Source organism: Gordonia phosphorivorans (assembly GCF_042432625.1).
In the GTDB taxonomy this organism is placed as follows: Bacteria; Actinomycetota; Actinomycetes; order Mycobacteriales; family Mycobacteriaceae; genus Gordonia; species Gordonia phosphorivorans.
Genome location: NZ_JBHLWV010000015.1, coordinates 1 through 25,232, shown reverse-complemented (window position 1 = coordinate 25,232; position 25,232 = coordinate 1). Strand labels below are relative to the sequence as shown.

Below are 25,232 nucleotides of genomic sequence, written 5' to 3'. Positions count from 1 at the left end.
GGCCGACGACTTTCCCGGTGGTACTTGACGGATTGCCGTCGTCGTGTGATTCTCATCTCGGCAGCTGGAGTAAACGTTCGTTCCGACCGCCCGCCGACAGCCCCCACCCGGAAGGTTCCCGATCATGACTGAAGTGCCCGACCTCACCGAACTGCTCGCCGACTCGCCCACCAACTGGGGCAAGTGGGGCCCCGAGGACGAAGTGGGCAGCCTCAACTACCTGACCGCCGAGCAGGTGCTGCGCGGCGTCTCGCTGGTCAAGCGCGGCGAACTCTTCACCCTGCAGCGGCTGATCGGCGACCCGAAGGGTGATCCGGTGTGGCCCGGCCGTTCGCCGGCCACCAAGGAGATGGTGTGGGACGAGTCGGACTGGGACGAGGGCGGCGAGGGCCCGCAGTTCCCCGGCGGTCTGCACTACGCCGATGACAAGCTGGAGGCCTTCCTGCAGGGCTCCACGCAGTACGACGCCCTCGGCCACGTCTGGTACGGCGGTCAGATCTGGAACGGGTACGACGCTCGCACCACCGTCGGCGGCCTGGAGAAGGCCAGCGTCGAGCCGATCGCCCAGCGCGGCGTGGCCGGACGTGCGGTGCTGCTCGACCTCGCCCGCTGGCGCGGTGTCGAGGCCCTCGGTCCTCGCGAGGCCTTCAACCACGAGGACCTGCAGGCCTGCGCGGCCGCCCAGGGCGTCGAACTGCGCCCCCGCGACATCCTGATCCTGCGCACCAACCACCTCGAGCTCTTCTTCCGGGACGAAGAGGCCTTCTACGGCGACTTCGGCGAGCCGGGCCTGGTCTACTCGCCCGAGTTGGTGCAGTGGTTCGCCGACATGGAGATCCCGAACCTGGTGACCGACACGATCGCCAACGAGGTGACCTACGATCCCGAGAGCGGTGCGGCGCTGGTCCTGCACAACGCCCTGATGCGCAACCTCGGCGTCGCCTTCACCGAGATCTGCGATGTGGAGAAGCTCGCCGCGGACTGCGCCGCCGACGGCGTCTACGAGTTCTTCTACGTCGCCGCGCCGTTGAAGATCCACGGAGCCAGCGGCTCCCCGGTGAACCCGGTCGTGATCAAGTGACCTACGCGGATCGACCGTGGCTGGCGCGGTACCCCGACGCTCAGCCGCATGACATCGAGACCGAGTTCGCCACCGGCCTCGCGATCTTCGACGCCGCGGTGGCCGCCGCGCCGGAGACCGAGTTCCTGCAGTACTTCGGAACGTCCCAGACGTTCGCCGACGTCGACAGGGCCTCTCGTGCCTTGGCGGCCGCACTCGCCGAACGCGGCTTCGGCCGCGGCGACCGGCTGGCGCTGTACGTGCAGAACAACCCGGCCTTCATCATCGGCATGGTGGCGGCCTGGCGCCTCGGCGGCGTCGCCGTGGCCATCAACCCGATGAACAAGGAGCGCGAGCTCACCTACTTGCTCAAGGACTCCGGTGCCACGGCGCTGCTGGCCCTGGACGATCTGTACGCGCAGATCGGCAAGGCCGTGGTCGACGGCGGTCAGACCGCCGTGAGCACCGTGGTCACCTGCTCGGCGCTGGACATGCAGGACCGCGGCGACGCGCGCCTGTTCTCCGACGCCGAACGGGTCCGCACCGACGGCACCCTGGATCTGATGGAGTTGATCGCCGCTGGCGGTGGCGACGACCTGCCCGATCCCGGCCTGAGCGCCGACGACGTGGCTGTCTTGGCGTACACCTCGGGAACCACCGGTGATCCGAAGGGGGCGATGAACACCCACGGTAACTTCGCCTTCAACGCGCAGACCTACCGCGAGTGGACCGGCCTGCAGGCAGGTGAGGGCATCCTCGGTATCGCGCCGCTGTTCCACATCACCGGCCTGGTGGGCCACATCATGGCCGCCATGCTGATCCGCTCGCCGCTGGTGCTGTCGCACCGGTTCGAGCCGTCGGTCATGCTCGACGCGATCCGCGAGTACCGTCCGGTGTTCACCATCGGTGCCATCACCGCGCTCAGCGCGCTGGCGGCGGCGCCGGGGGCCACCAAGGACGATCTGTCGAGTCTGCGGATCCTCTACTCCGGAGGCGCGCCCATCGCGCCGTCGGTCGGTGACCGGTTGGAGGGCCTGTACGGGGCCTACATCCACAACATCTACGGCCTCACCGAGACCAACTCGCCCTCGCACGCGGTTCCCCTCGGGGTGCGCGCGCCGGTGGATCCGGAGTCGGGTGCGCTGTCGGTGGGTGTGCCGGTGTTCAACACCGTGGTCCGCGTGGTCGGCGCCGACGGTCGCGATGTGCCGGTGGGCGAGGTGGGCGAGTTCGTCACCTCCGGTCCGCAGGTGGTGCCCGGCTACTGGAACAAGCCGGAGGCCACCGCGTCGTCGATCCCGGACGGTGCGCTGCACACCGGTGACGTCGGGTTCATGGACGCCGACGGCTGGTACTACGTGGTCGATCGCAAGAAGGACATGATCAACGCCTCCGGCTACAAGGTGTGGCCGCGGGAAGTGGAGGACGTCCTCTACACCCATCCCGCGGTGCGCGAAGCCGCCGTCGTCGGCGTGCCCGACGAGTACCGCGGCGAGACGGTCAAGGCCTTCGTCTCGTTGCAGCCCGGCGCCAGCCTGACTCCCGACGAACTCATCGGGTTCGCGAAGGAACAGATGGCGGCGTACAAATATCCGCGCTCGGTCGAGATCGTCGACGAGCTGCCCAAGACGGTGACCGGCAAGATTTTGCGCCGGGAACTGCGCGACGCGGTGAGCTAACCCCCCCCTGAGCTCACTGTGGCGCGAAGCGGCCCCTCTCCCGCCCCCCCGGGGAGAGGGGTCGCTGCCTTTTCCGATTGTCGATTCCGTTCCCGCGCGCCTTCTGCGGGGCTGCGGGAACGGAAACGACATTCGGGAACCGAAACGACAATCGGGAACCGAAACAACGCCGGTCCGACCTTGCACTCGCAGTGGGAGAGTGCTAAAAACGATGTTGGCACTCGCGGCATGTGAGTGCCAGGTCGGGACGGTGAGGCCGGTCCAATAGACACCCCGGTCGTCCGTCGCGGGCACCGAGTCCGGCCAGAGAACGTAGTGTCGCCCCCCACCGGAGGATCACTGAACTATGGCCAAGCAGATTGCTTTCGATGAAGAGGCCCGTCGCGGCCTCGAGCGGGGTCTGAACACCCTCGCTGACACCGTCAAGGTGACGCTGGGACCCAAGGGTCGCAACGTCGTCCTGGAGAAGAAGTGGGGTGCCCCCACGATCACCAACGATGGCGTGTCCATCGCCAAGGAGATCGAGCTGGAGGACCCGTACGAGAAGATCGGCGCTGAGCTGGTCAAGGAAGTCGCCAAGAAGACCGACGACGTCGCGGGCGACGGCACCACCACCGCCACCGTGCTGGCGCAGGCGCTGGTCCGCGAGGGCCTGCGCAACGTTGCTGCCGGCTCCAACCCGATGGGCCTCAAGCGCGGCATCGAGAAGGCCGTCGAGGCCGTCTCCAACTCGCTGCTCGACTCCGCCAAGGAGGTCGAGACCAAGGAGCAGATCGCTTCGACCGCCGGCATCTCCGCTGGTGACCAGACCATCGGCGACCTGATCGCCGAGGCCATGGACAAGGTCGGCAACGAGGGTGTCATCACCGTCGAGGAGTCGAACACCTTCGGCCTGCAGCTCGAGCTCACCGAGGGCATGCGCTTCGACAAGGGCTACATCTCCGGCTACTTCGTCACCGACGTCGACCGCCAGGAGACCGTCCTCGAAGATCCGTACATCCTGACCTACTCGGGCAAGATCTCGACCGTCAAGGATCTCCTGCCCCTGCTGGAGAAGGTCATTCAGGCCGGCAAGACCCTGCTGATCATCGCCGAGGACGTCGAGGGCGAAGCCCTGTCGACCCTCGTGGTGAACAAGCTGCGCGGCACCTTCAAGTCCGTCGCCGTCAAGGCTCCGGGCTTCGGCGACCGCCGCAAGGCCATGCTCGCCGACATCGCCATCCTCACCGGTGGCGAGGTCATCAGCGAAGAGGTCGGCCTGAGCCTGGAGACCGCCGGTCTCGAGTCGCTCGGTACCGCTCGCAAGGTGGTCGTCACCAAGGACGAGACCACCATCGTCGACGGTGCAGGCGACAACGAGCAGATCGCCGGCCGCGTGGCCCAGATCCGCAACGAGATCGAGAACAGCGACAGCGACTACGACCGCGAGAAGCTGCAGGAGCGCCTGGCCAAGCTGGCCGGCGGTGTTGCGGTGATCAAGGCCGGCGCTGCCACCGAGGTGGAGCTCAAGGAGCGCAAGCACCGCATCGAAGATGCCGTGCGCAACGCCAAGGCTGCTGTCGAAGAGGGCATCGTCGCCGGCGGCGGCGCGGCTCTGCTGCAGTCCGAGTCGGCCATCGACGGTCTCGACCTCGAGGGTGACGAGGCCACCGGCGCGCAGATCGTCAAGGTCGCGCTGTCGGCTCCGGCTCGCCAGATCGCCATCAACGCGGGCATGGAGCCCGGCGTGGTCGCCGATCGTATCCGCACCGCGGACAAGGGCACCGGCCTCAACGCTGCCACCGGCGTCTACGAGGATCTCCTCGCCGCCGGCATCAACGACCCGGTGAAGGTCACCCGCTCGGCGCTGCAGAACGCTGCGTCGATCGCGGCCCTGTTCCTCACCACCGAGGCCGTCGTCGCCGACAAGCCCGAGAAGAACCCCCCGGCCATGCCGGGCGGGGACGAGATGGGCGGCATGGGCTTCTGATCTGATCAGAGACTCTGCACCAAGCAGTCAACCGAAGGCCGGTCACCCACACGGGTGGCCGGCCTTCGGCGTCTGCGCGGTCAGCCGGTGGACGGGGGAGTTTCGCCGGGGTTCATCAGCTGTCACGAGGGGGGAACGACCTGCCGCGGCGCGCTGCCGCGCCGACGGCCTAGGGTGAAACGATGAGCATGGATGCGGTGGCGTGGGAGGTTCTGCACAAGTCGATGCGGACGCCCGGCGCGCGGTCGGGCAAGCACGAACGACGGGCCACGATGCGGCGGATCGCCGGGTTCGCGCGGCCGCACCGCCGCCGGATTCTGCTGTTCCTCGGGCTGTCGGTGATCACCGCCGTGCTCACCGTCATCACCCCGCTGCTGGCCGGTCGCGTGGTGAACCTGATCAACGCCGCCAGCGCGGAAGCGGGCCGGGAGATCGTGGTGCTGGCGATCCTCATTGCGGTGATCGCGCTCGCCGAGGCGGTGGTGTCCATCGCCACCCGCTGGTTCTCGTCCAACCTGGGCGAGGGACTGATCCTGGACCTGCGGCGCGCGGTCTTCGACCACGTGCAGCGCATGCCGGTCGCGTTCTTCACCCGCACCCGCACCGGTGCGCTGGTCAGCCGCCTCAACAACGACGTCATCGGCGCGCAGCGGGCCTTCAGCGACACCCTCTCCGGGGTGGTGTCCAACATCGTCACCCTGGCCCTCACCCTGGGCGTGATGTTCGCGCTCAGCTGGCAGATCACCCTGCTGGCGCTGGTCCTGCTGCCGGCCTTCGTGCTGCCCGCCCGCCGGATCGGGCGACGCGTGGCCGGCCTGGCCCGCGAGGGCGCCGAATACAACGCCCGGATGTCGACGCAGATGACCGAACGGTTCTCCGCTCCCGGCGCCACGCTGGTGAAGCTGTTCGGCCGTCCGGACACCGAGTCCGCCGAGTTCGCGCAGCGCGCGGGCGCGGTCCGCGACATCGGGGTGCGGCAGGCGATGCTGCAGACCTACTTCTTCACCGCCCTGATCCTGGTGTCCTCGCTGGCGTTGGCGCTGGTCTACGGGCTCGGCGGCTGGCTGGCGGTGCACCAGCACCTGTCCGCCGGCGCCGTGGTGTCGCTGGCGCTGCTGCTCACCCGGATGTACGCGCCGCTCACCTCGCTGGCCAACGCCCGCGTGGAGGTGATGAGCGCGCTGGTGAGCTTCGAGCGGGTCTTCGAGGTCCTCGACCTGGAGCCGCTGATCGCCGACCGCCCAGACGCCACCCGGGTGCCGCATCCCGAGCGCGGCGTCAGCGTGCACTTCGACGACGTCACCTTCGCCTATCCGTCCGCCGACAAGGTGTCGCTGGCCTCGCTGGAGGAGGTGGCGCAGCTCGACAGCCGCGGCGGGGAGACCATCCTGCACAACGTGTCCCTCGACGTGCCGGCCGGATCGATGGTCGCGCTGGTGGGCAGCTCCGGGGCGGGCAAGTCGACGATCGCCTCGCTGGCCACTCGCCTGTACGACGTCGACTCCGGTGCGGTGCTGCTCAACGGTGTGGACGTGCGCGACCTGACCGCCGAATCGGTACACCGCACCGTGGGGCTGGTGACCCAGGACGGGCACCTCTTCCACGACACGGTGCGCGCCAACCTGCTGCTGGCCGACCCGGTCGCGACCGACGATCAGCTGTGGGAGGCGCTGCGCCGGGCCCGACTGGAGGACCTGATCCGCGAGCTCCCGGCCCAGCTCGACACGGTCGTCGGCGAGCGCGGGTACCGGCTCTCCGGCGGGGAACGTCAACGGCTGACCATCGCCCGCATGCTGCTGGCCAAGCCGTCGGTGGTGATCCTCGACGAGGCCACCGCGCACCTGGACTCGACGTCCGAGGCCGCGGTCGCCGAGGCACTGTCCGAGGCGCTGGAAGATCGCACGTCGCTGGTGATCGCGCACCGCCTGTCCACCATCCGGGCGGCCGACGAGATCGTGGTCCTGGAGGCCGGACGCGTGGTGGAGCGGGGCGACCACGCGACGCTCCTGGCCGCCGACGGTCGGTACGCCGAGCTGTACAGAACACAGTTCGCCACGTCGGGATAACCGGCCGAACAGGGCATACTGGATGCCATGACTCAGGCTTCCACGCTGCCCGCCACCAGTCCCATTCCATCCCTCCCGAACCTGCGCGACCTGGGCGGCTGGTCGGCCGCGGACGGTCGCACCGTGGTGACCGGTCGCTTGTACCGGTCCACCGACCTGCGCAGCGTCGCCGGCGACGCGGCCGCCGTCCTGGCGCCGCTGGAGCTGAGCACCATCTACGACCTGCGGTCGGCCGCCGAACGCTCGGCGGTGCCCGACCCGACGATGACCGGGGTCGTCGACGTGCCGCTGGACGTCCTCGCCGATGCCGCCGACGCGATCCCGGGCAATCTCAACCAGATCATGAACGACCCGAAGCTGGCCGCCGAGCTGATCGGCTCGATGGAGGGCAAGGCCGCCGACTACATCACGGCGACCTACCGCGAGTTCGTGACGCTCAAGAGCGCGAACGCCGCCTACCGCCGCTTCTACCTCGGGCTCCTGGGCGAGGACGCCGGGCCCGCGCTGTTCCACTGCACCACCGGCAAGGACCGCACCGGCTGGGCCGCCGCCAGCTTCCTGAGCCTGATGGGCGTGGACCGCGACGACGTCTACCGCGACTACCTGACCACCAACGATCGGCTGCTGCCGGCGCTCGCGCCGCTGTTCGACAAGTTCGCGGCGGCCAGCGTCGACCCGGCCTCGCTGCGCCCGCTGCTGGGGGTGCAGCAGTCGTACCTCGACGCGACGTTCGCCTCCGTCGAGAGCGAGTACGGCGACCTCGCGACCTACTTCGCTTCCGGCCTCGGCATCGACGCGCAGGCGCAGGAACAGCTTCGTCGGCGATACCTGGCGGGCTGACCGGGCGCGCGGGGTAGGTTCTTTCCATGGCTGTCTCTGTTTCCAATGAATTCGATATCAAAGCCCCCGCCTCGGTGGTGCTCGACGTCCTCAAGGACATTCCCGCCCTCCCGGACTGGTCGAGCGCGCACAAGGCGGCCAAGGTGCTCAGCGAGCACGCGGACGGCACCCCCGATCGCGTCGAGGTCTCGGTCGGCATGATCGGTATCAACGACACCCAGGAACTGGCCTACACCTGGGCCGACGACCTCTGCGCCTGGACGCTGGTGAGCAGCTCCCAGCTGGCCAAGCAGACCGGTAGCTACAAGATCACCTCCACCGGCCCGGATACGTGCCACGTGCGTTTCGATCTGGAGATCGACCTGAAGATCAAGCTGCCCGGCCTGCTGGTCAAGAAGGGCCAGAAGGCCGCGGCCGACACCGCCAAGAAGGGGCTCACCGCCGAGTCCGAGCGCCGCGCGAAGGCCTGATCCGCGCGCACCGATACTGCCGGTCCGAGAGGGCGACGCCGATTCCGGCGTCGCCCTCTCGGCCGTTCTGATCCTCGGCGGACTGTGACACTCGCCCGGCATCCGGCCTGTCCGCGAACGTGCACGCGTGGGCGCGATACCCTGAATGCGTGGATGATTACCTCTCGCTCGAAAACTTTGAGATCGGTGAAGACCTGAGCAAGGTCTCCGGTCGTAAGGCGCTGCAGAGCGTCGTCGATCTGCATGACACCAGTGGTTTCGTCGTCGTCGACGACGATGACGACGACCCGATCCTGCTGACGCTCCCGCAGCGCAACGTGGTCGACACCTGGCGTGAGGACTACCCCTACGACGAGCGGATGGACCGCGGTCACTACGAGTCGGAGAAGCGCCGCCTCCAGGTGGAGCTCCTCAAACTGCAGAAGTGGTCCAAGCAGAACGGCATCCGCCACCTGATGGTCTTCGAGGGGCGGGACGCGGCCGGCAAGGGCGGCACCATCAAGCGCTTCAACGAACACCTCAATCCGCGCGGTGCGCGCACCGTCGCGTTGGAGAAGCCGACCGAGCGCGAAGCCACCGAGTGGTACTTCCAGCGGTACGTGCAGCATCTGCCGGCCGCCGGCGAGATGGTCTTCTTCGACCGCTCCTGGTACAACCGCGCCGGGGTGGAACGCGTCATGAGCTTCTGCACGCCGGACCAGTACGCGCAGTTCCTGGAGCAGGCCCCGGCCTTCGAGAAGATGCTGGTCGACGACGGCATCAACCTGGTGAAGTTCTGGTTCTCGGTGACCCCGCTGGAACAGCGCACCCGCTTCGCGATCCGCCAGATCGACCCGGTCCGCCAGTGGAAGCTGTCGCCGATGGACCTGGCGTCGCTGGACCGCTGGGCGTCGTACACCGACGCCAAGGAGAACATGTTCGGTAAGACGGACACCGACTGGGCGCCGTGGACCGTGGTCAAGAGCAACGACAAGAAGCGGGCCCGCCTCAACGCCATGCGGCACGTGCTGAGCCTGCACGAGTACGACGGCAAGGACCACGAACTGGTCGGCGAACCCGACCCGAAGATCGTGGCCCGCGCCCGCGACACCATCGGTGAGTGATCGACGCACGTGCGTTCTCTGCTGACCGGGCTCTTCCTCGTCGTCGCGGTTCTCGGCATGATCGTCGCGGTGCCCAGCACGTGGGTCACCACGCACGTGGTCTCCGTCGACGGCTTCGCTGACACGGCTGCACGGGCGGCGAGCAAGCCGGAGGTGCAGGAGTTCTTCGCCGCCAAGATCGCCGACGAGGTGGCCCAGTCCACCGACATCCCGCTCGCGGGATCGGTGGTGGCGCCGCTGGCCCAGACGTACACCCGCAGCCCGGCGTTCGTCACCGACTTCACCGAGGTGGCCCGGCAACAGCACGGATGGCTGTTCACCGCGCCGGCGCCGGACACCAGCCGCCACGTGATGGAGCTGGACGTGACCCCGATGGTCAATCGGGTGCTCGAGAGCGCACCCGTGCCGATCCGGATCGACCGGGAGATCACGGTTCCGTTGGATCAGACCCGCCTGACCGCGGGTTCGTTGGAGAGTTCCGGGTCGGCGCTGACGCTGACGGCGTGGATCTCGGTGATCGGCGCGGCCCTGGCCGCGGTGGTCGCGCTGCTCCTGGCCCGCAACCGGGCGGCGATCCTGGCCTGGCTGGGCGTGGGGGCCGTGGTGGCCGGCGGGGCCGGAGCCGCCCTCGCGATCTACTTGCGCGGCAAGGCCTCCGAGAGCGCCACCGGTGATCTGAGCAGTCGACACACGGCGACGGTGGTGGCCGACGAAGTGCTCGCCGGCCTGACCACCACCTCGTGGATCGTCGGTGCGGTCGGCCTGGCGGTGGCCGTGGTGGGCGCGGCGGCCGCAGTGGTGCTGGGCCGCCGCTGACCGCCGCCCTCGGTCACGCCTGGGCTGAACCCGATGCTTGGGCTGAACCCACTGTGCGCCACAGGAATTCGTAGGCGAGCGCCGACTTGAACGCGGCCTGCGCGTTGTCGGCCGCGCCGCCGTGGCCGCCTTCGATGTTCTCGTAGTACTGCACCGGGTGGCCGTACTCCTCCAGGCGCGCGACGAACTTGCGTGCGTGGCCCGGGTGCACGCGGTCGTCCCGGGTGGAGGTGGTCACCAGCATCCGCGGGTACTCGGCGTCCGCGCTCAGCCGTTGATACGGCGAGTACGCGCTCAGGTATGCCCACTCGTCGGGGTCGTCCGGGTCGCCGTACTCGGCCATCCAGGACGCTCCCGCCAGCAGCAGGTGGTACCGCTTCATGTCCAGCAGCGGCACCTGGCACACCAGCGCGCCGAACAGATCCGGGTACGTCGTGGCCATCACGCCCATCAGCAGCCCGCCGTTGGAACCGCCTTGCGCCGCAAGCTGTTCGGTGCTCGTCAGCCCGCGCGTCACCAGGTCGCGGGCGACCGCGGCGAAGTCCTCGTAGACCAGGTGACGCCCGGCCTTCTGCGCCTGCGTGTGCCACGTGGGGCCGTACTCACCGCCGCCCCGGATGTTGGCGATCACGTAGATGCCGCCGCGTGCGATCCAGCTGCGACCGGCGATCGCGGAGTACCCCGGGGTCATCGAGTTCTCGAAGCCGCCGTAGCCGTACAGCAGCGTGGGACCGGTGACGACGTCGTCGCGCTTGACCACGAAGTACGGAACGGCGGTGCCGTCGTCGGAGGTGGCGAAGTACTGGTGGGCGTGCACGTCGGCGGCGTCGAAGAACCCCGGCGTGGAGCGCAGCAGACTCACGCCGGTGGTGGCGTCGCCGTACAGCAGGCTCGGGCTCTGCGTGAAAGAGCTTGCGCTGAGCCAGATCTCGTCGCTGTCGTCGGGGTCGGTACCGATCACCGAGAGCGTCGCCAACTCGGGCAGGCCGGTGAGGGCCGCCGGTTCCCAGTCGCCGAGCGTCCGCAGCTCCAGTCGGGTGGCGACGTCGTGCAGGGTCACCAGCACCAGCCGGGACCGGGTGAACGCGTAGTCCTGCAGGCTGGTGTGCGCGTCGGGGAGGAAGAGCGGGGTGTGGGTGCGCTGTCCGGCGAGGTAGGCGGGGTAGTCGAAGACGAGCAGCGACCCGGCGGGCCGCAGGATGCCGTCCACCGTCCAGTCCGAGCGCGGCATCACCAGCAGGTGGTCGTGCCGCACCGAGAAGTGCGCGTCGGTCGGCACGTCGATGAGCACCGGCTCGCCGTCGACCAGTTGGTAGTTGAGGGAGTTGAAGAAGTCGGTGGAGCGGGACAGGAAGTGCCGCTCGTAGCCGGGCGTGTGGTCGTACGACGCTCCGGCCGCCACGTCGGTCACCTCGCCGGCGAACACCGTCGGGGCGTCGGCCAGCGCGGTGCCCCGCACCCAGCGGCGGGCGGTGCGCGGGTAGCCCGACGTGGTGAGAGCGGGCTCGCCGTCCTCGGTCTCGGCGAAGTCGGTGCCGACGTACACGGTGTCGGCGTCGATCCAGCCGATGTTCGACTTGGCCTCGGGCAGGGTGAAGCCGCCGTCCTCGGGTGCCACCCAATCGCGTTTTGCCACATCGAATTCGCGGACCACGGAGGCGTCGGCGCCGCCGCGTGAGAGGGAGACCAGGCCCCGGTCGTAGTCGGGGTACCGCAGGCTGACGCCGGCCCACACCCAGTTCTCGTCCTCGGCCGCGGCGAGCGCGTCCACGTCGATCAGCACGTCCCACTCGGGATCGTCGGTGCGGTAGGACTCCAGCGTGGTGCGGCGCCAGATCCCCTTGGGGTTGGTCGCATCCCGCCAGAAGTTGTAGAGGAACTCGCCCCGGCGACGGACGTACGGGATCTTCTCGTCGGTGTCGAGCACTTCGAGGGCGCCGGTGCGCAACTGCTCGAACCGCTCCGACGACGTGAGATCGTCGACGGTCGGTTCGTTGTGCGCGCGGACCCAGTCGAGGGCCTCGTCGCCGGTGACGTCTTCCAGCCAGAGATACGGATCGGTAGCCATGGCCGTCAGGGTAGTCACCGGCGACGACGGCGCGCTCAGGCGAGCGGGTCGGGGACCTCGCCGGTGCGGATCGGGCAGCGGGTGCTGGTGTAGATCGTCGGCATGCACAGGTTGCAGTGCACGCAGCGCGAGGCGGTGCTCGGGTCGGCCTCGACGCGGCGCGGCAGGTCCGGCTCGCGCAGCAGGGCGCGGCCCATCGCGACGAAGTCGAAGCCCTCGTTCAGGGCCAGATCCATGCTGGCGCGGTCGGTGATGCCGCCCAGCAGGATCACTGGCATCTTGACCGACTTGCGCAGCTCGCGGGCCAGCGGAAGCAGGTACGCGTCGTGGTACGGGTAGTGCTTGAGGAAGATCGGTCCGCCCACCTTGAGGCCGGTGCGCATGACGCCCTGGAAGGCGGCGGCGAACTCGGCGCGCGGCGGCTCGCCGTGGAACAGGTACATCGGGTTCAGCAGCGAGCTGCCTGCGGTGGGTTCGATGGCGTCGAGGAAGCCGTCGGACTCGAACATGCGCGCCGTCTCGCAGGCCTCGTCGAGGTTGAAGCCGCGCCACGGCTTGGGGCCGCGGCCGGTGCCGGGCTTGCCCACGCCGTCGAACATGTTGAGCTTGGCCCACACGGCCACGTCCGAGCCGACGGCGTTGCGCACGGTCTCGAGCACCTCGCGGGCCAGGCGTGCGCGGTTCACCAGGGAGCCGCCGTACTCGTCGCGCCGATGGTTCAGCAGCGGCGAGAGGAAGGAGCTGATCAGGTAGTTGTGGCCGCAGTGGATCTCCAGGGCGTCGAAGCCGGAGTCCACGGCGATCTTGGCGGCGGTGGCGAACTTCTCCAGCAGCGCCGGCACGTCGTCGGCGGTGACCTTCTTGGTCAGTGACATCCCCATCGGCGCGGGGATCGCGCCGGGGCCGAGGGCCTTGGCGCGGTTGGACACCGAGTTGGCGACGGCGCCGGCGTGGCCGAGCTGCGCGGCGGCCAGGGCGCCCTCGCTGTGGATCGCGTCGGTGAGGCGACGCAGACCGGGCACCGCTTCGTCGCGCATCCAGATCTGGTGGCGGTCGGTGCGGCCCTCCGGGGAGATGGCGCAGTAGGCCACGGTGCTGATCGCGACGCCGCCGGCGGCGTGCTCGCGGTGGAACTCGATCAGGTCGTCGGTGACGACGGCGTCGGGCGTCATGCCCTCGAAGGTGGCGCACTTGATGAGGCGGTTGCGCAGGGTCAACGGGCCGAGTTGGGCCGGGGCGAACGGATCGATCGCGGGCGTGGTCATGGGATTCCTTGGGCTGGTCGGAGGTGGGCTGGAAGGAAAACGGGCTGGTGGAAAACGGGCTGGGGAAGGGGAAGCTAGGGCGCGGCGGGTCCGCCGGCGAGGCCGGCGACCAGGAAGGCGCGCAGTTCGGCCGTGGCCGCCGGGGGCAGCGGATGGCCGGGGCCGACCTGGGCCAGCAGCGTGGAGAAGGCGAAGCGGCAGCGGTAGCGGGCCGTCGTGTCGTCCAGGTCCGGGCAGGCCCGCTGCAGGGCGCGCACCCACACGGTCAGGTCGAACCAGGTGCTCTGCCACTGCACGTGCGGGTAATTGAGCACGAAACGCGACAGCAGCGACAGGCGCAGCGCGCCGACGGGGTCGGCCAGGAGCCGATCCATCGGCGCCCAGATGGCGTCGACCAGGGCGGGCACGCTCAGCGGCTGCCGGTGGATGCGGTCGAGGTTCTCCGCCCACACCGGGGCCAGCCGCGTTTCCAGGAGAGCGGCGACGAGCTGTTCCTTGGAGCCGAAGTGGTAGTGCACCGCCGCCGGATTGGCGTGGGCGCGCGTGCAGATCCCGCGCACGGACACGGTGTCGTAGTCGTACTGCAGCAGCAGTTCCTCGGCGGCGTCGAGAAGCCGCTCGGAGGTGCGCGCGCGTGCGGCCGGCTCGGTCATGGCGGCTATTCAAGCACAGATTCGATCGTTGTTTCAATCATTGATTGAAAGGAGGGGGTCGAGGGGCTCGATCGACCCCGAGATTGGGGTCTGGCGGCGAGAAGGAACGCCCGATACGGTTCGCGCATGTCATATCCGGGCGGTCGACCGCCCCAGCACCCGCAGATGCCCCAGCACCCGCAGATGTCCACGCACCCGCAGATGCCTTCTCCCATGCCCGCTCCGATGCCGGGCGGGCACGGCCAAGGGCCGTCCACGTACCCGGGACCGCCGCTGTCCGGGACGTATCCCGGTGCGTATCCGATCGCGCCGCGACCGGTTCGAACGGTCCCGGCCGCCTTCGCCACCGCCGTCTTCGCGGCGATCGCCTTCGTGCTGGCGCGCGGCATCTCCCAGGTGCTGCAGAAGGCGTTCTCGATGGGGAAGCTGTGGCAGGTCGACACCGAGTTCGCCGCCCGGATGACCGTCACGGTGTTCGCGGCGTTGCCCCTGTTCGTGGTGATTCCGGCCGCGCTGTGGATGGCGCGCGGGCCGCGCACGGAGGGACGGTCGGTCGCCACGGCCTGCAGCTGGGCCGCGATCGTGACGAGCGTGCCGCTGCTCGTGGCGTTCTGGCTGCCTGTCGCTGCGGCGGCGCCGCCGGGCGCCGGCGTCTACTTCTCGGGGGCCTCGGACTTCCTGGTGGCCACCCTGCTGCTGGCGGCGTGGATCCTGACGCGCCGGGGCAGCGCCTGGAGCCTGCTCGTGGCGCCGGTCGCGGGTCTGATCGTGACGCAGACGGTGAAGCTGAGCGTCCCGCCCGCGCCGAAACGTGGCAACCGGTCGTTGGACGCACAGCTCTCGGACATCCTGAACCCGACGACACCGGATCTCGCCCCGCAATTCTGGTACGGGGTGCTCGGTACCGCGCTGTCGGTCCTCGTCGTGGCGGCTGGGGCATGGCTGGCCTACGGGGTGGACCGGGCGGCCGCGGCGGCCGGCCGGCCGGTGCCGGAGGCTCCGACGGGAATCCTGTCGAACCTCACCGCCGGCCGGCGCCGAGCCCTCGCCACCGGGGTGTACGGGTTGCTGGTCGCCATGCTGACCACGGCGGGCGCGATGGTCTATGCGTCCACGTACGCCTCCAGCGCGGTGTGGGCGATCGCGATGATCGGCGCCTACGCGCTGGTCGGCGTCGCGGCGTGGCGGTGGTTCGCCGACGGGGCGAGCCGCGCCGGCAGCTCCACGCACGCGCCGCTGCTGCTGTGGATCCCGCTCGGCGTCGCGGCGCTCTGCCTGCTGCTGCAGCTCTTGCTGGTGCTGACGGCCGACGACGAAGCCGCCGGCCACGGCGCCTGGTTCGGTCTCGCCTACCACCTGGGGGCGGCGGCGCTGGCCGCCGCGGTGATCGTCGCGATCACCGGGACGCCGTGGGGCACACCGGCCGCCTTCCTGCTCTTCATTCCGTCGGCGCTCGCGCTCGGCGACTACCGCGCGACGGTCATCATGTGGGCGATGGGCGACGCCGCCGGAAAGACCGTGACCCTGGCGGTCGTGTTCGCGGTGGCCGTCGGCGCCGGTGTGGCACTGAACCGGACGGTCGACTACGTCCGGGCCAACCCCGGCCTCTTCGCTGCCTCCGGCGGTGGTCAGGCTCCGCCGCCGGGCTACCCGCACGCCGGGTACCCGCCACCTCCGGGATATCCGCCGTCGGGCCAGTACCCGTCCGGGCCGTACCCGCCCCATCCGCACCAGCCGGGGCAGTACCGGCCGGCCCCGCCGCCTCCGCCTGCCGGTCCGCGCTGACCGTCGGGCCGACGCGCCGCGTTCAGACGCGCGCGGCGGCCGGTCCGGACTCCGCGTCGGCGGCAGCCTGCGGGTCGGGGCCGGGATCGTCGAGCTCCCGCCCGGGCACACCGGTGCCGCGCAGCGAGCAGCCCGCGGTCTCCCGCAGGAAGGCCAGCGCCACCATGCCGATCACGCAGGCGCCCATCAGGTAGACGGCCGGGAATAGGTTCCATCCGGTCGCGCCCACGACCGCCTCGTTGACCAGCGGCGCGGTGCCGCCGAACAGTGCGGTCGACAGGTTGTAGGAGATCGCGAAACCGGCGTAGCGCACGTGGGTGGGGAACATGGCCGGGAAGGTGGCCGAGATGGTGGCCAGCTGCGGCAGGTACAGCACGCCCAACACCACGAAACCCACGATCGCCCATCCGAAGCCCTGGCCCATCAGCCAGTACATCGGCAACGACAGCGCGAACAGGCCGATCAGCGACACCCACCACATGGGTTTGCGGCCGGTGCGGTCCGACCAGCGGCCGAACACCGGGATCAGGCACATCATGGCGACCTGGCCGATGAGCACCACGATGGAGCCGTTGTCCTCGGACAGGCCGATGGTGTTCTTCAGGTACTCGGGTTGAAACGCCAGCAGGGTGTAGTTGGCCACGTTGAGCGCCACCACCATGCCGAACATGATCAGGATCGGCTGCCAGTAGTCGATCAGGGTCTGCCGCAGCTTGGTCCACAGCGATCCCTCGACGGAGTCGGAGTCCTGCTCCTCCAGCTCGGTGAAGACCGGCGAGTCCTCCAGCTGCGAACGCAGGTACAGGCCCACCAGGCCCAGGGGCAGGGCGAGGAGGAAGGGCAGGCGCCAGCCCCAGGTGGACATCTGATCGTCGGACAGACCCAGGTTCAGCAGCAGCACCAGCGCGGTGCCCGAAGCGAAGCCGGCCAGGGTGCCGAACTCCAGGAAACTGCCGTAGCGGCCGCGTTTGTCGTCGGGCGAGTACTCGGCCATGAAGGTCGCGGCGCCGCCGTACTCGCCGCCGGTGGAGAAGCCCTGGACCACGCGGAGGGCGATCAGCAGGATCGGTGCCCAGACGCCGGCGACCGCATGGGTGGGCAGCACGCCGATGAGCGCGGTGGAGACCGAGATCAGCAGGATGGTCAGCGCCAACACGTGTTTGCGGCCGACGCGGTCGCCGATCGGGCCCCACACGAAGCCGCCGAGGGGGCGCAGGACGAACGAGACCGCGAAGCCCAGCATCACGCCGAGGGTGCCCATCGATCCGGGAAAGAACGCCTGGGTCAGGTAGGTGATGGTGGCCGCGTAGACGCCGTAGTCGTACCACTCGGTGGCGTTGCCGATCGCCGACGCGGTGATCGCTTTGCGGATGACCTGCGGGCTGGGGCGGGTCGGGTCGTCGGGCAGGCTGGGCAGGTCTCGGGTGGTCTCCGGGGTCATGTCAGGCTCCGTCTCTGTTCACCGTCGCGAGCGTCTCACGTGCCGGGGTGGGCGGGCTCCTGTCCTTCGGTTGTCCCCCGAACGCACTACGCATCGAGCTGTACCCCGAAGCGGGGGAAATGAACCGTTCTCGACGCGGGCGGTCGGCGGGACACGCCCGGGATCGTCGCCGATGACCTGCCGGGACAGGCAATATCCGCGAATGGGACATGGGGCGATCGAACGGACGTTCTTCTCGCCGGAGTGGGCCTGCGCGGGGCCCGTCCCGGGGGCTAGGGTTGAAGCCGTGACTGAACACTTCGACACCGTCGTCCTTGGAGCAGGTCCAGGTGGGTACGTGGCCGCGATCCGGTCCGCCCAGCTCGGCATGAAGACCGCCGTCATCGAGGAGAAGTGGTGGGGAGGTGTCTGTCTCAACGTCGGCTGTATCCCGTCGAAGGCGCTGCTGCGCAACGCCGAACTGGCCCACGTCTTCAACCACGAAGCGAAGACCTTCGGCATCTCCGGCGAGGTGAGCTTCGACTTCGGCGCCGCCTTCGACCGCAGCCGCAAGGTCTCCGACGGCATCGTCAAGGGTGTTCACTTCTTGATGAAGAAGAACAAGATCACCGAGATCGACGGCTACGGCGTCTTCACCGATGCCAAGACCATCCGCGTCGGCGATCGGGTCATCACGTTCGACAACGTCATCATCGACACCGGCTCGCAGGTCCGGCTGCTGCCCGGCGTGGAGCTGTCGGAGAACGTCGTCACCTACGAGAAGCAGATCCTCACGCGCGAGCTGCCCGGTTCCATCGCCATCGTCGGCGCCGGCGCCATCGGCATGGAGTTCGGGTACGTCCTGGCCAACTACGGCGTGGACGTCACCATCATCGAGTACCTGCCGCGGGTGCTGCCCAACGAGGACGCGGACGTCTCCAAGGAGATCGCCAAGGCCTACAAGAAGCTGGGCGTCACGATCCTCACCGGCACCGCGGTGAAGGGCGTCGACGATCAGGGTTCGCAGGTGGTGGTCAGCTACACAGACGCCAAGGGCGCCGAGGCCAGCCTCACCGTCGACAAGGTCCTCATGTCGGTCGGCTTCGCCCCGCGCACCGAGGGCTTCGGTCTGGAGACCACCGGCGTGGAACTCACCGACCGCGGCGCCATCGCGATCGACGACCACATGCGCACCAATGTGCCCGGCATCTACGCCATCGGTGATGTGACCGCCAAGCTCATGCTGGCGCACGTGGCCGAGGCGCAGGGCGTCGTCGCCGCCGAGACCATGGCCGGCGCCGAGACCATGCCGCTGGGCGACTACCGGATGATGCCGCGCGCCACCTTCTGCCAGCCCCAGGTGGCCTCCTTCGGGCTCACCGAGGAGCAGGCCAAGGACGAGGGCTACAACGTCACCGTCACCAAGTTCCCGTTCTCGGCCAACGGCAAGGCCCAGGGCCTGGCCGCCACCACCGGCTTCGCCAAGCTGGTGACCAACGCCGAGACCGACGAACTGCTCGGCGGTCACCTGGTGGGCGACAACGTCTCGGAGATGCTGCCGGAGCTGACGCTCGCCCAGAAGTGGGACCTGACCGCCAAGGAACTGGCGCGCAACGTCCACACCCACCCGACCATGAGCGAGGCGCTGCAGGAGACCTTNAAGATGTCGAAAAGCGGGGGGGGGGCGGGCAATATGCCCGCGGACCCCCTAGTTTTCGACACTTTTCGGCCGACGGGCGCGGACTACTCGGCGTTGACGAACTCGGCGAGCTTGGATTGGACTTCCGCGTCGATGCCCAGCACCTTGTCCTCGGCCGCCTTCACCTTGCCGAACTCGGCGCCGGCCTTCGCGACGATCTCGCCGATCAGCTTGGCCTGCTCGATCGAGACGATGTGGAACTTGCGGTGCTTCTTGAAATCCTTGTGGACCTCGCCGGCGATGCCGCCTTCGAGGGCGAGCTTGCTGACCAGGTCCAGCTTGGCCTCGCCCGAGCCCTCGCTGAAGTCGAGGTCCTTCAGATCCACCCACACCGTGTTGGGGCTGGTGGTCGAGGTGAACGCGTACCGCAGGTTGGTCAGGTCGATCACCACCTGCCACAGCGTCTGTGAGGCGTCGGGCTTGCCCGGCTCCGGGTTGCGGAAGGGCTGTGCGCAGTTGCGGATGATGGAGGCCATGGCGGCCATCGCCTGGATCTGCGAGGTCGGCGTGGGCTGGACGCCGACGTAGTAGAGGGCGCGCGCGAAGCGGTCGCGGGCGTCGCAGGTGCCGGGCAGGGGATCGTCACCGCCCAGTCCCTGGAACTTCGTGACCAGTTCCAGCTGCTGGTCGTAGGTGGGGGAGTTGGTCATCACCAGGTAGTCGCGGCTGTGATAGATCTTCAGCTCGCCGTCGACGTACTCGAAGACCGCCGAGTCGCCGCTGGCATCGTCGAGGGCCAGGTGCAGCGCCGGGCTGCTCTTGCCGGTCGGATCGGCCATCGGCACCACCTGCGGCCGGTTCTTCTCCGACCACGCCACCGCCTCGCCGACGGTCGCGAAATTGTCCAGGTAGAACTGCAGCCACACCGACATGGCGAGCGCGGGGCGGTCCGGATCGACGGTGCCGTACTCCGATTCGGCCAGCCACAGGATGTGTCCGGCCAGGCCCTTCTCGTTGAGGCCGTCGGTGGACAGGATGTCGTAGACGCCGGCGATGACGCTGCCGTACTTCGCGGTCCACCGGAAGGTGCCGTCGATCCGGTCATCGCGCTCGATACCCCGCGGCAGCTTCCAGAGGTTGGTGTGGAGATCCTGGTGGAAGTCCATGTTGCGGCCGACGATGACCGATCCGTTGGCATCCGGCCACAGCACGCGCGTGCACATGTCTGTCTCGCTTTCATTCGGGGTGATTGGCGCATTACCGACAATCGGTTGCGATCATATTTGCATATGATCGCGTCCATGGAGCGACGGTGGCGGCCCCCGCGTCCGCTGGATGTCGACGCGACCTTGCGCGCACATCGGCACGGTGCCGCCGACCCCGCGTACCGCCGGGCGCCGGACGGTTCGGTGTGGCGAGCCAGCTTCACCCCGGACGGGCCGGGCACCATCGCGGTGGCCGCCGACGCCGGTGAGGTGGTGGCGCGCGCGTGGGGCCCCGGGGCGCCCTGGCTGCTCGACGGATTCCCGGCTTCGCTGGGTGCGCTCGACGATCCGGCGTCGCTGCCGATCGACACTCCGGCGATGGCGCGGCTCGCCGCCCGGGCGCGCGGTTTACGGATCGGCCGCAGCGACCGCGTGTGGGAGGCGCTGGTGCCGGTGATCATGGAGCAGAAGGTGGTGGTCACCGAGGCGCTGCGGGCCTGGCGCTACCTGCTGTTGCGCTACGGCGAGCCGGCGCCGGGGCCGGTGGAGTTGCGGGTGCCGCCACCGCGGGAGCGGTGGCGGGAGATCACCGAGGCGCATTGGCATCGCAGCGGCCTGGAACCGGTGCGGATGCGCATCATCCGCAATGCGTCGGCCGTCGACGTGGAGACCAAGGCGGACAAGTTGACCGTGCTGCGGGGGATCGGGGAGTGGACGGCGGCGCTGACCCGGGCGCGGGCCCTCGGCGACGCCGACGCGGTGCCCGTCGGCGACTATCACCTACCGTCGATGGTGGGCTACACCCTGATCGGCGAAGCCGTCGACGACGCGGGGATGCTCGAACTGCTGGCGCCGTACGCCGGGCATCGGTACCGGGTGATCCGGATGTGCGAGCTGTACGGGCGGGCCGCACCGCGGCGGGGACCGCGCTTGGCGCCCAAGGACTACCGGGACTTTTAGTGCGCGCCGGTCGGGGCGGCTTTCGTCGAGGCTCGGCCCGGGCGTCGTCGGGCGGTGATCGCCGCCAGGCCCAGCGCGAAGACCACCGCGCAGATGCCGGCGAACCAGGCCAGGGCGCCGTCGACGCCCCAGGGCGGGCTGATCACCAGGTCCTGGCCGGTGCCCCACACGCCGTTCAGGAACGGCATGAAGGCCTGGATCTTGGTGCCGTTGGGCGCGAAGATGATCGCGTCCTCCATCACGAACACCCAGAACAGCAGCGCGGCCAGCGAGCCTGCGGGGTGCCCGATCAGCCCGGCCAGCCCCACGCCGAGGCCGCACGCGAAGAAGGCGTAGATCGGCACGGTGATGAGGAACCGGACGCCGACGGCGGACAGCGGGTCCACGTCGCCGTACACCGTCGGGAACGCCACCGGCAGCAGCGCCATCACCGCGGCGCACAAGATCGCGCAGGTCGCCGCGGTCACCAGGCCGTAGAAGAGCCAGCGCGCCACCGCGGACGTCCAGGGCCGGCGGTACAGGTGGCGGTCGAGGTCGCCTGCGGGCCCGCGCATGGCGGTGGCCTGCGCATAGGCCGCCACCAGCGCGCCGACTACCACCGTGAAGGTGATGATCCAGTACACCGAGTTCGACGTGGTGGCGGCGCTGACCGAGATCTTGCTGCTGTCCAGCCCTGCGATGCGTTCGGCGACGTAGGCGATCGCGGTGGTGATCAGCAGCGGCAGCAGTACGCCCGCCGGCAGCGCGCCGAGGAGCAACACGCTGCGCAGGCCGCCGGTGCGGATCGCTTCGGCCCGCACCCCGCGGCGCACCTGGGTCAGCGCCCCGCTCACGCCGCGGCCTCGGGGGACAGTGCGGCCAGGTACGCCGCTTCCAGATCCGGGTGGGTGCCGACGAACTCGGCGACGGGTACGGCCGGGGTGGTCCGCTGCCGGTCCACCACCACGATGCGGTCGGCGCTGCGCTCCACCTCCGACAGCAGGTGCGAGGCCACCACCACGGCGCGGCCCTGCCGGGTCAGGTCCGTCAGCAGCTGGCGGAACCACAGGATGCCCTCCACGTCGAGCCCGTTGAGGGGTTCGTCGAAGACGAGGGCGTCGGCGTCCGGCAGCAGCGCGGTGGCGATGCCCAGTCGCTGCCGCATGCCCAGCGAGAAGCCGCCGATGCGGCGGTCGCCGTAGGCGTCCACGCCGGTCTGCGCCAGCACGGCGTCGACCCGGTCGGCGCGCGTTCCGGTGGCGGCGGCGAACCAGCGCAGGTGCCGTCGTGCGGTGTGGCCCGGATGCACGGCGTCGGCGCCCAGGTGCATGCCCACCCGGCCGTCGATGCGGATGCTGCCGCCGGCCGGGGTCACCATGCCGCACAGGCTGCGCAGCAGCGTCGACTTGCCCGCGCCGTTACGGCCGAGCAGGTACACCAGCTCGCCGTCGGCGACCGACAGGTCGACGTCCCGCAGCACGGTGCGTCCGCCGAGGTTCACCCGCAGGTCGCGGACCTCGATCCGGGCCACGGCCGGTCAGGCGTTGCAGTAGATGTTGAGGCCGACGGTCTTGACGCCCTCGCACAGCGAACTGTTCGACAGTCGCCAGTTGCCGTCGTGCTTGGTGAAGACCACCGTCATGTTGATCGACGGGCGGCCGGCGGAACTGGCCTGCAGCGTGGCCGAGACCTTGTCGCCGGCGCGGTCGGTGATCTCGGTGATGTCGCTGGCGCCGCGGGGCGCGCGGAACAGGCCGAGCTGGTAGACGGTCTTGGGCACGATCACCGCGTCCATGCCGCCCTCCAGGTTGCGGGCCTTGGCCTCGTCGGACGCCTCGGTGGCCACCAGGAACTCCACGATCTCGTCGAGCTGCTGCACGCTCGGCTGATCGGCGGTCACGGTGAAATCGGCGGGAAGGGCGTGCGCGGCGGGGGCCGCCAGGGTCATGGCGACGAGGGCGGCGGTCGCGGCGGGCAGTGCGCGGGTGAGCAGGCGGGAACGACGAATCATGGGTACTCCTGGGTGTCGGTGACGGTTCATGAGGCGAGGTGCGCGGAGTCGGAGGGGCACTTAGCCAAGCCAACCCTAACCTATCGGTGGGCGGACGTACTCCTCCCCGCGGCGGTATCCGCGCCGGGGGGATCAGTGCGAGCTGGAGGCCTCGGCCACTTGGCTCAGGTTGAGCCGCAGTTCGCAGGCGCCGCCGGGGGCGGGCCGGACCTGGACCGCGTAGTGGGAGCTCAGCGTGGCGGAGCCGGCGGCGAGGGTGGCTTCCAGCAGTCCGCGGACCACGCCGCGGGCCACCTCGGGCAGGTCCTTCTCCAGCTCCTCCAGCGGGCAGCCGCACAGCGAGATCTCGTGCTGGCCGAAGGCGCTGACGACGTCGGTGATGCGGAAGCCGAGCCGGGTGAGGATGGTCTCGGCGAGCACCACCGGGTCCGGCAGGACGTCGGGGCCGAGGTCGGTGGTGGGCAGGTGCTTGGCCGCCCACGCGTGGCCCACTTCGGCGGCCAGTTCCTCGCGTTCTTCCGGGGTGGCGCCCAGGCGTGCGATCAGCATGAGCATCAGGTCGTCGATCGGCGGCGCGACGACCAGTCGGTAGCCCACGCGGGGACGGCCGACGCCCACCGGGGGCAGCCCGACGGCCACCGCCGAGCCCTCTTCGACCAGGTTGTTCAGGTGGAACCGGGCGGTGGTGACGTGCACCGACAGTGCCGCCGCGACGGTCTGCGCGTCGATCGGGGTGTCGGCGTCGGCGATGAGGGAGCGCACGCGGTCGCGCTGGCGAGGACTCATCGGCCGTGCACCACGATCAGGGTCGCCGTCGCATCGGTGCGCGCGTGCAGCTCGTGCGGCACACGCTTCTCGACGCAGATCGCCGTTCCTGGGACCAGTTCGCTGGTGGCGCCGTCGACGGTGAAATCGATGGTGCCCGCCTGCCCGAGCACCACGATCGGGTGCGCCGCGGTGTGCTCGGTCATCGCCTGGCCCTCGAGGAAGGCCAGGCGGATGAGCGTCTCGGTCTCGCCGCGGCGGACCACGGTGATTTTGGGACGACTGCCGGTGTCCGCGATATTCGGGTCGGCCAGACCGGTCAGGAACTGCCAGGTGGCGACTCCGGGCTCGGGGCTCGTGGTCTCACTCATTGCTTACCGGCTTTCGGGCGATGATCTCGATGGCGGCGAGCTCCTTGCGGTACTTGCGGAACACACTGCGCATGCCCAGGATACGGCGACGCGCGTCACTATTGCGAACCACGTTTCCGACGATACGCAGGGTGCGAAGCGGGCCTTCGTCGGCGATCACGCGGCGCGGCTCGAGGAGCGCCATCTTCGCGTAGCGGATCTGTTCGATTTCGAAGCCCGACGCGGTGAGCCGTGCGCGCCACTCGTGCTCGGTGAGCGGCCGGGCGTTGACCTTGATCGAGCGGGCCAGCGCCTGGCGGATCTCGGTCTTCTGCTCATCGGACAGGCTGTCCGGCTCCAGGGCCAGCTCGTGGATCGCGTAGCGGCCGCCGGGGCGTAGCACGCGGAAGGCCTCGCCGATGATGGCGTCCTTACCGCGCTCGGACTGCATGGTCAGCATGGCCTCGCCCACCACCACGTCGCTGCTGGCGGCGTCCAGGCCGGTGTCGGCGGCGTCGGCCTCCACGAGGCGGCCGCGTTCGCCGACCACCTTCTGGGTGAGGGTGACCGCGGCCGGATCGGCTTCGACGCCGACGTAGCTCTTGGGGCCGGCGGCCAGGATGTCCGCGGCGGTCTTGCCCAGGCCCGGCGCCAGTTCCACCACGTCGGCGTCGGCGATTCCGGCGTCGCCGAGCATGAGCTGGGTCAGTTCCAGGCCGCCGGGACGCAGGACCCGCTTGCCCATGCGGGCCAGCAGCCAGTGGCCGGGCAGGTCCTCGTCTTTGCGTGCGGCGAGGGGGAGTTCGGCGGTGGTCTCCGGCATGGCGTTGCTCCTGAAATAGGAAGGATAGGTATACATAAAATAGCGTACCCTTACCTAATTGAAAACCCCACACGAGGTCCGGTTTCTCGATCCGGAAAGTCCCCCGATCGGGTGCCGGTCGAACGAACGACAGACCCCCCACCTGCGGTGACACCACTTCTCTGGGATTTGTCGTCCACAAGGATGAAATGTTCCGTTCGACGGGTGAGTCCCCTGGAGTGGTGGGGTTTGGTGGCTCGCTGAGGGCGGTGGACACGCCGGAGAGCTTGGTGTCGCCGTTGGGGTGGGCCATCGCGTGATGATCAG

Annotated in this window: 21 protein-coding genes and 1 pseudogene; 11 read left to right on the top strand and 11 right to left on the bottom strand. The window is 69.3% G+C overall.

Translation table 11 applies throughout. The features are described from left to right. The first annotated feature begins 124 nt into the window (after window positions 1–124). The 8 genes from ACFFJD_RS05640 (at window position 125) to ACFFJD_RS05605 (ending at window position 10,003) form a co-directional block, all read left to right on the top strand. Window positions 125–1,081: a cyclase family protein gene (locus tag ACFFJD_RS05640; protein WP_382362025.1), complete on the top strand. Its 957-nt coding sequence runs from the start codon at window positions 125–127 to the stop codon at window positions 1,079–1,081. Further along, the gene (locus ACFFJD_RS05635; protein ID WP_382362023.1) at window positions 1,078–2,739 is read left to right on the top strand and encodes an AMP-binding protein; all 1,662 of its coding nucleotides are present in this window, start codon (window positions 1,078–1,080) and stop codon (window positions 2,737–2,739) included. Before ACFFJD_RS05640 ends, ACFFJD_RS05635 begins: the two co-directional genes overlap by 4 nt. A gap of 346 nt (window positions 2,740–3,085) precedes the next feature. Beyond that, the gene (gene groL, locus ACFFJD_RS05630; RefSeq protein ID WP_382362021.1) at window positions 3,086–4,708 is read left to right on the top strand and encodes a chaperonin GroEL; all 1,623 of its coding nucleotides are present in this window, start codon (window positions 3,086–3,088) and stop codon (window positions 4,706–4,708) included. A 182-nt stretch (window positions 4,709–4,890) separates the two neighbouring features. Continuing rightward, window positions 4,891–6,774, top strand: a complete 1,884-nt coding sequence (locus ACFFJD_RS05625) for an ABC transporter ATP-binding protein (RefSeq protein ID WP_382362019.1) — start codon at window positions 4,891–4,893, stop codon at window positions 6,772–6,774. A gap of 27 nt (window positions 6,775–6,801) precedes the next feature. Continuing rightward, the gene (locus ACFFJD_RS05620) at window positions 6,802–7,614 is read left to right on the top strand and encodes a tyrosine-protein phosphatase (protein WP_382362017.1); all 813 of its coding nucleotides are present in this window, start codon (window positions 6,802–6,804) and stop codon (window positions 7,612–7,614) included. Window positions 7,615–7,640: 26 nt separating this feature from the next. Then, the gene (locus tag ACFFJD_RS05615; RefSeq protein ID WP_382362015.1) at window positions 7,641–8,084 is read left to right on the top strand and encodes an SRPBCC family protein; all 444 of its coding nucleotides are present in this window, start codon (window positions 7,641–7,643) and stop codon (window positions 8,082–8,084) included. A gap of 149 nt (window positions 8,085–8,233) precedes the next feature. Then, a complete protein-coding gene (gene ppk2, locus ACFFJD_RS05610; RefSeq protein ID WP_382362013.1) occupies window positions 8,234–9,187 on the top strand; it encodes a polyphosphate kinase 2 in 954 nt (317 codons plus the stop codon). A gap of 9 nt (window positions 9,188–9,196) precedes the next feature. Continuing rightward, on the top strand, window positions 9,197–10,003 hold the full coding sequence (locus ACFFJD_RS05605) for a hypothetical protein (protein ID WP_382362011.1): 807 nt from the start codon (window positions 9,197–9,199) through the stop codon (window positions 10,001–10,003). 13 nt (window positions 10,004–10,016) lie between these two features. On the opposite strand, the gene ACFFJD_RS05600 is transcribed toward ACFFJD_RS05605, so the two are convergent. From ACFFJD_RS05600 to ACFFJD_RS05590, 3 genes are all read right to left on the bottom strand, one after another. Next, window positions 10,017–12,071 (bottom strand): prolyl oligopeptidase family serine peptidase, encoded by a 2,055-nt coding sequence (locus tag ACFFJD_RS05600; RefSeq protein ID WP_382362009.1) that lies wholly within the window; start codon window positions 12,069–12,071, stop codon window positions 10,017–10,019. A gap of 35 nt (window positions 12,072–12,106) precedes the next feature. Next, window positions 12,107–13,336, bottom strand: coding sequence for an NADH:flavin oxidoreductase (locus ACFFJD_RS05595; protein WP_382362007.1), 1,230 nt, complete (start codon window positions 13,334–13,336; stop codon window positions 12,107–12,109). A 74-nt stretch (window positions 13,337–13,410) separates the two neighbouring features. Further along, the gene (locus tag ACFFJD_RS05590) at window positions 13,411–13,989 is read right to left on the bottom strand and encodes a TetR/AcrR family transcriptional regulator (RefSeq protein WP_382362005.1); all 579 of its coding nucleotides are present in this window, start codon (window positions 13,987–13,989) and stop codon (window positions 13,411–13,413) included. Window positions 13,990–14,115: 126 nt separating this feature from the next. Between ACFFJD_RS05590 and ACFFJD_RS05585 the strand changes: the two genes are divergently transcribed. After that, complete coding sequence (locus ACFFJD_RS05585; protein WP_382362004.1) at window positions 14,116–15,774, top strand: hypothetical protein; 1,659 nt, start codon at window positions 14,116–14,118, stop codon at window positions 15,772–15,774. 22 nt (window positions 15,775–15,796) lie between these two features. Here ACFFJD_RS05585 and ACFFJD_RS05580 read toward each other — a convergent pair whose 3' ends face one another. Then, complete coding sequence (locus ACFFJD_RS05580; RefSeq protein ID WP_382362002.1) at window positions 15,797–17,215, bottom strand: MFS transporter; 1,419 nt, start codon at window positions 17,213–17,215, stop codon at window positions 15,797–15,799. A gap of 286 nt (window positions 17,216–17,501) precedes the next feature. On the opposite strand from ACFFJD_RS05580, the pseudogene lpdA reads away from it, so the two are divergent. Further along, window positions 17,502–18,848: pseudogene (gene lpdA / locus ACFFJD_RS05575) on the top strand (dihydrolipoyl dehydrogenase); the annotation flags it as partial. Between the two features lie 89 nt (window positions 18,849–18,937). Here the strand turns inward: lpdA and ACFFJD_RS05570 are convergent. Further along, window positions 18,938–20,056, bottom strand: a complete 1,119-nt coding sequence (locus ACFFJD_RS05570; RefSeq protein ID WP_382362000.1) for a linear amide C-N hydrolase — start codon at window positions 20,054–20,056, stop codon at window positions 18,938–18,940. A 78-nt stretch (window positions 20,057–20,134) separates the two neighbouring features. On the opposite strand from ACFFJD_RS05570, the gene ACFFJD_RS05565 reads away from it, so the two are divergent. After that, complete coding sequence (locus ACFFJD_RS05565; RefSeq protein ID WP_382361998.1) at window positions 20,135–20,998, top strand: DNA-3-methyladenine glycosylase family protein; 864 nt, start codon at window positions 20,135–20,137, stop codon at window positions 20,996–20,998. Here the strand turns inward: ACFFJD_RS05565 and ACFFJD_RS05560 are convergent. From ACFFJD_RS05560 to ACFFJD_RS05535, 6 genes are all read right to left on the bottom strand, one after another. After that, the gene (locus tag ACFFJD_RS05560) at window positions 20,995–21,831 is read right to left on the bottom strand and encodes an ABC transporter permease (RefSeq protein ID WP_382361996.1); all 837 of its coding nucleotides are present in this window, start codon (window positions 21,829–21,831) and stop codon (window positions 20,995–20,997) included. The genes ACFFJD_RS05565 and ACFFJD_RS05560 overlap by 4 nt on opposite strands. Further along, window positions 21,828–22,508 (bottom strand): ABC transporter ATP-binding protein, encoded by a 681-nt coding sequence (locus ACFFJD_RS05555; RefSeq protein WP_382361994.1) that lies wholly within the window; start codon window positions 22,506–22,508, stop codon window positions 21,828–21,830. Before ACFFJD_RS05555 ends, ACFFJD_RS05560 begins: the two co-directional genes overlap by 4 nt. A gap of 6 nt (window positions 22,509–22,514) precedes the next feature. After that, window positions 22,515–22,988, bottom strand: a complete 474-nt coding sequence (locus ACFFJD_RS05550; RefSeq protein ID WP_382361992.1) for an MTB12 C-terminal domain-containing protein — start codon at window positions 22,986–22,988, stop codon at window positions 22,515–22,517. Between the two features lie 132 nt (window positions 22,989–23,120). After that, complete coding sequence (locus tag ACFFJD_RS05545) at window positions 23,121–23,774, bottom strand: helix-turn-helix domain-containing protein (RefSeq protein ID WP_382361990.1); 654 nt, start codon at window positions 23,772–23,774, stop codon at window positions 23,121–23,123. Next, window positions 23,771–24,124 (bottom strand): cupin domain-containing protein, encoded by a 354-nt coding sequence (locus ACFFJD_RS05540; RefSeq protein ID WP_382361988.1) that lies wholly within the window; start codon window positions 24,122–24,124, stop codon window positions 23,771–23,773. Before ACFFJD_RS05540 ends, ACFFJD_RS05545 begins: the two co-directional genes overlap by 4 nt. Then, window positions 24,117–24,926, bottom strand: a complete 810-nt coding sequence (locus ACFFJD_RS05535) for a class I SAM-dependent methyltransferase (RefSeq protein ID WP_382361986.1) — start codon at window positions 24,924–24,926, stop codon at window positions 24,117–24,119. The genes ACFFJD_RS05540 and ACFFJD_RS05535 overlap by 8 nt, the downstream gene beginning before the upstream one ends. Window positions 24,927–25,232: the final 306 nt, after the last annotated feature.